Annotated in this window: 7 protein-coding genes; 2 read left to right on the forward strand and 5 right to left on the reverse strand. The window is 72.3% G+C overall.

Annotated elements, in window-relative coordinates; all coding sequences use genetic code 11:
- The 4 genes from VOI19_RS14265 to VOI19_RS14280 form a co-directional block, all read right to left on the reverse strand.
- A partial coding sequence (locus VOI19_RS14265; protein ID WP_323793628.1) for a DUF6113 family protein occupies window positions 1-351 on the reverse strand: 351 nt, incomplete at its 3' end.
- 4 nt (window positions 352-355) lie between these two features.
- Complete coding sequence (gene mshB / locus VOI19_RS14270; protein WP_323793629.1) at window positions 356-1,270, reverse strand: N-acetyl-1-D-myo-inositol-2-amino-2-deoxy-alpha-D-glucopyranoside deacetylase; 915 nt, start codon at window positions 1,268-1,270, stop codon at window positions 356-358.
- A gap of 20 nt (window positions 1,271-1,290) precedes the next feature.
- Entirely contained in the window at window positions 1,291-1,584 is a 294-nt protein-coding gene (locus VOI19_RS14275) for a hypothetical protein (RefSeq protein ID WP_323793630.1), read from the reverse strand.
- The gene (locus tag VOI19_RS14280; RefSeq protein WP_323793631.1) at window positions 1,581-2,000 is read right to left on the reverse strand and encodes a (deoxy)nucleoside triphosphate pyrophosphohydrolase; all 420 of its coding nucleotides are present in this window, start codon (window positions 1,998-2,000) and stop codon (window positions 1,581-1,583) included. The genes VOI19_RS14275 and VOI19_RS14280 overlap by 4 nt, the downstream gene beginning before the upstream one ends.
- A gap of 116 nt (window positions 2,001-2,116) precedes the next feature.
- Here VOI19_RS14280 and VOI19_RS14285 point away from each other — a divergent pair, with 116 nt between their 5' ends.
- On the forward strand, window positions 2,117-2,983 hold the full coding sequence (locus tag VOI19_RS14285) for a hypothetical protein (protein ID WP_323793632.1): 867 nt from the start codon (window positions 2,117-2,119) through the stop codon (window positions 2,981-2,983).
- A 9-nt stretch (window positions 2,984-2,992) separates the two neighbouring features.
- Here VOI19_RS14285 and VOI19_RS14290 read toward each other — a convergent pair whose 3' ends face one another.
- Complete coding sequence (locus VOI19_RS14290) at window positions 2,993-3,802, reverse strand: thioesterase family protein (protein ID WP_323793633.1); 810 nt, start codon at window positions 3,800-3,802, stop codon at window positions 2,993-2,995.
- 99 nt (window positions 3,803-3,901) lie between these two features.
- Here VOI19_RS14290 and VOI19_RS14295 point away from each other — a divergent pair.
- Window positions 3,902-4,944: DUF222 domain-containing protein (locus VOI19_RS14295; RefSeq protein ID WP_323793634.1), on the forward strand; the 1,043-nt coding region annotated here is incomplete at its 3' end.

A 4,944-nucleotide genomic window follows, 5' to 3' on the forward strand; every position in this document is an offset into this window, starting at 1 on the left:
GACGGCGCCCGACGGGCGCCGTCCCCGGGAGGCAGCCACCGGGCGCACCGTGATCACCCCGAACGCCGCGATCGCCATGCCGCTCGCGAGCAGCAGGTAGCCACCCGTGTCGCTCGCGACGAGGTAGTCGCCCTCAGGACGCGGGTTGCTGAAGTAGAGGACCGAGCCGAGCCAGCCCAGCGCGAACGGAAGCCGCGCCCACCAGCCCGGCGGAAGCGCGAGCACGCTCGCCAGGGCCGCCACCAGGGCGACGGTGAGTCCGAGGGTCCCGCCGTGCACCAGGACCGAGGCGGTGCCGACCACGGCTCCCGCCGCGAGTGACAGCACCGCGAGGGGGACCCGCAGCCTCATGGCCTCAGAGCCCGGCGAACAGGTCGGTCTCGAGGCCCTGGTCGTCGAGGGGGCCGCGCTCGCCCTTGGCGATCCGGTAGAACTCCACGCCCCAGGCCGTCGAGCCGACGTTGTTGGAGAGGGCGAAGAACGGACCGTCGGTGGTGATCTGCGTGCGGTGCGCGGCCAGGGCGGCCATCTTGGCGTCGACGTGCTCCTGAGCATCGACGGCGCAGGCGAGGTTCTCGTCGGCGGTGATGAACGGCGGCAGCGGCCCGTCGGGGTCCATGCCCTCGAACGACGAGGTGTCGCCGGCCTCGCGCATCTTGCGGAGCCCGGCGCGCATCCGCGACTCCGACATCGCGCCCCAGTAGATCTTGGCGATGTCCCAGTGCTCGCCCAGGTCGGGGCGGTAGGTCGGCACCGCGGCCAGGGAGGCGGCGTAGGTCGCGACGCGGTGGGCCTGGATGTGGTCGGGGTGGCCGTAGCCGCCGAAGTCGTCGTAGGCGACCATCACCTGCGGTCGGACCTCGCGGATCACCTCGACGAGGTGGTTGGCCGCCTCGGTGAGGTCGGCACTCCAGAAGGCGTTCTCGTGGATGTCGTCGGCCGCGACCGCGTGACCGTCGGCGTGCCACTTCATCCCGGAGTCGCGGTAGGTGCCGAACCCGCCGAGGTAGCGGTGGTCGGTGACGCCGAGGGCAGCCATCGCGTCGGCCAGCTCGGTACGACGGTGCTCGGCGAGCCCGCCGTCGAGGTGGTCGGCGAGGTGCTCGAGCTCGGGCACGAGGATCTCGCCCATCTCACCACCGGTGCAGGTCACGAGGGTGACGCCGCGACCCTCGGCGACGTACTTGGCCATCGTGGCGCCCTGCCCGATCGACTCGTCGTCGGGGTGGGCGTGCACGAGGAGAAGTCGCTGGGAGGGGGCGTTGCTCATGAGGGCGAGCCTAGTCGGCCCTACTGCACGTCATCCTGCGGGCGCTTGATGCGCTTCGGCGCGGACGGGAGGTCGAGCGGGGGCAGCGCGGGGGCGGCCGGCTCCTCGTCGTCGAACCAACCGTCGAGGTCGTCGACGACGAGCTCGAGGAGCAGGTCGGGAGCATCGGTGACGACCGCCCAGGGGTGGTCCTCGTCGTCGTCCTCGCCGGCCAGCCGCTCGCGGGCCAGCTCGGCGTCGTAGCCCTCACGGCGGAGTCGTGCGATCGCGGAGCGGGCGTCGTCCTCCTCGAAGAAGATGCCGCGCGCGCTCATGCCCCGCCGCTCCCCCGGAGCAGCTCGCCGAGCTGCCAGAGGAAGGGCAGGTCGGGCTCGAGCCACTCGACGTCGTCGAGCTCGTCGGCGCCGAGCCAGGTGATCGCGTCGTGCTCGGTCGGCTGCGGACGACCGGCGGACGCCGACGCGGTGGCCACGAGGAGCTGGTGCGTCGTCCCGATCGCGGAGGCGCCGTCGAGCCAGCCGGTGATCTCGATGTCGAGCTGCAGCTCTTCGGCGATCTCGCGGACCAGCGCCTGCTCGGGGCCCTCCCCCGGCTCGACCTTGCCGCCGGGGAACTCCCAGAGTCCGGCGGCCTTGGGCGGCGACGTACGACGACAGGCCAGCACCCGACCGTCGCGAATGATCGCGGCGCCGACAACCGTGCGGACCTGCGGGGGCTGAGACTTACTCATGTCGGCAGGATAGGGGGGGGCCTGCTCCCCACGGACTCCACCTACGCCCCGGCGACGACCTCAGCGGGACGATCGACGCCCTGGCCGCGTCGCTCGGCGGGCGCGTCGGCGCGCAGGTGCTCGGTGACCTCAACCGTCAGGGACGGCGCTCCTGGGCTCCCGGGCGGGCCGTCGAGCGGGCGTGGACCTTCGATCGCGCCGACCGCCGCGACCTGCGCTGGTGGCCGCAGGGCGTGGACGTGCGCGGCTCGACGGTGGCGCTCACCTGGTACGCCAAGAAGTTGCCCGGCGATGCCGTCACCCAGGGAGCTCGGGTCACGTTCTTCGACCTCGAGACCTGCCGCTACCGCCACGTGCTGCTCGTGCAGCCGACCCTGGTGGACGGCACCCCCGGCGTCGCACCGCTGCCCGTCCACGCCGGTGGACTGGTGTGGGCCGGCGACCACCTGCACGTCGCTGCCACGGCGAAAGGGTTCTGGAGCGCGCGCCTCGACGACGTGCTGCGGGTCTCGCACGAGACGGCGTACGGCTACCGCTACGTGCTCCCCGTGCACACCGCCTACCGAGCGAGCGCGGACGACGGCGTCGAGCGGCTGCGCTACTCGTTCCTGTCACGGGACGGCGACGACCTCCTGGTGGGCGAGTACGCCGCCGGTGACCGCAGCCGTCGTCTGGCCCGGGTGCCGCTCGACCCCGCGACGCGTCTGCCCACCGGCAACCCGGAGGTGCTGGGTGACGGCGTCGGGCACATGCAGGGCGTGGTCCGCGTCGACGGGCGCCTCTACGCCACGACCTCCCACGGACGCTCACGGTTGGGGTCGGTGTGGACCGGCACCCCCGGCGCCCTCACCCGGCACCGCTGGGCGATCCCGATGGGGCCCGAGGACCTCACCCACGACCTCGACAGCGACCGACTCTGGTCGGTCACCGAGCACCCGTGGGCGCGGTGGATCTACTCGATGAAGCGGTCCTGGTTCGACTGAGACCGGGATCTACCTCGGGAGGCGAGCCAGCTGGCGCGCCTGCGCGACGAGCCGACCAGCTGAGTCCCAGACCTCGCAGTCCTCCTCGAACATCCCGCCGGCGATGTTGCGCGTCGCGTGCCGCACGCGCAACCAGCCGGGGGCGGGCTTGGCGCGCACGTGGGCGGTGAGCTCGAGCGTCGGCGCCCAGCCCAGCTGGCCGTAGGTGAACATCACGGGCGGCAGCGCGTCGACCACGAGCAGCAGCTCGATCGGGTCGGGCTCGCGGCCGTCCTCGAGGCGGAACCACGCCCGCAGCTCGCCGCTGTTGTTGGGCTCACCGACGGCCCAGCCGATGTCGTCGGGGTGGAACAGCATCTCGAAGCGCTCCATCAGCGGCGCGATCTTGCGCAGGCTCTCGGGCGCCATCGAGTTGGACACGCACTGCTCGCGCGGCGGCAGGTCGAACGGCACCGCGGTGGTGCGCACGTCTTCAGCCTCACGGTCGAGGTCGCCGTACGTCGCCAGCACGGTGATCCGGGTGTCGTCACCCTGCTTCAGGTCGGCGGCGGCGGTCGCGACGCTGCCTCCCTCCCGCAGCACCTTCACGTCGACCTGTGCCGGGCCCTCGGTGGTGGCCGACAGGTAGTAGGCGCTGATGCTCAGCGGGTCCGGCTTGGTGGGCAGGCTCGCCTTGAGGGCGTTGCCGATCACCGCCAGGAGGTAGCCGCCGTTGAGGCCCCCGCCCACCATCCAGCCGCCCTCGAGCTGGGCGGAGTAGGTGTGGTCACCCCGGTCGGCCGGGTTGACGGCGGTCTGGGTGTCGAAGACAGAGCTCACGACCGGGACGTTATCGAACTCGCGCTTGCCCGACTCGAACTGGCTCCGCCGCGCGAGAAGTCGTCGGCTGCCGACGAGGTGGTCGCGGATCGGGCGCGGGTGGACTTGATCGCGGAGCTGGAGCGGTTGAAGTCGGCGGCGTGTGCGATCCAGGCCGAGCTGGCCGTCGACCTCGACGCCTCGGTGCGCTCGCGTGATGCCCGCCAAGGAGTGCGCCCCGAACGACGCGGCCGTGGGGTCGCAGCCCAAGTGGCGCTGGCCCGTCAGGAGTCACCCCACCGCGGTGGGGTGCTGCTGGGGCTGGCCAAGGACCTCGTCACCGACCTGGGCTGCACCCACACGGCGCTGCGCGAGGGACGGATCAGCGAGTACCGCGCCCAGGTCGTCGCCACCGAGTCCGGGCCCCTGGGACGCGAGGACCGTGCCGGCCTCGACGAGGCCGTCTGCGGCGTCGACGCCGACGGATACAGCCCGGTCGACACGATGGGCACCGCCCAGCTCACCGGCGAGATCCGCCGCCGGGTCCAGGCCCTCGACCCCGCCGCCGTCGCCCGCCGCAGGTCCAAGGCCGAAGCAGCCCGCCGCGTCTCGATCCGTCCGACCGAGGACACCATGGTCTATGTGACCGGCACGCTGCCCGTCGTCGCGGGCGTCGGCGCGTTTGCCGCTCTCAGCAAGCAGGCAGAAGCCCTCGTCAGCCAGGGCGACGAACGGACCAAGAGCCAGATCATGGCCGACCTCATGGTTGAGCGCCTCACCGGGCAGAAGCAGGCAGCCGACACGGGGCTCACCATCGACCTCGTGATCTCCGACGAGAGCCTGCTCGGTGGCGGCAACGAGCCCGCCGTCCTGCCCGACGCTCCCGGGGCACCCACGATCCCCGCGCAGGTCGCCCGGGAGGTCGTCGGCCATGCGCTCGACGCCCAGACCACGACCTGGATCCGGTCCCTCTACGCCGACCCCACCGGACGCCTCGTCGCGATGACGCGCAGGCAGCGGTTCGTGACCGGCGGACTCGCCGACTTCCTGAAGCTCCGCGATCAAGGAATCTGCCGGACCCCCTGGTGCGACGCCCCCATCCGCCACACCGACCACATCACCCCCGCAGCGGTCGGCGGGCAGACCACCGAGAGCAACACCCA

Origin of the sequence: Nocardioides sp. (assembly GCF_034670285.1) — a bacterium.
GTDB lineage: Bacteria > Actinomycetota > Actinomycetes > Propionibacteriales > Nocardioidaceae > Nocardioides.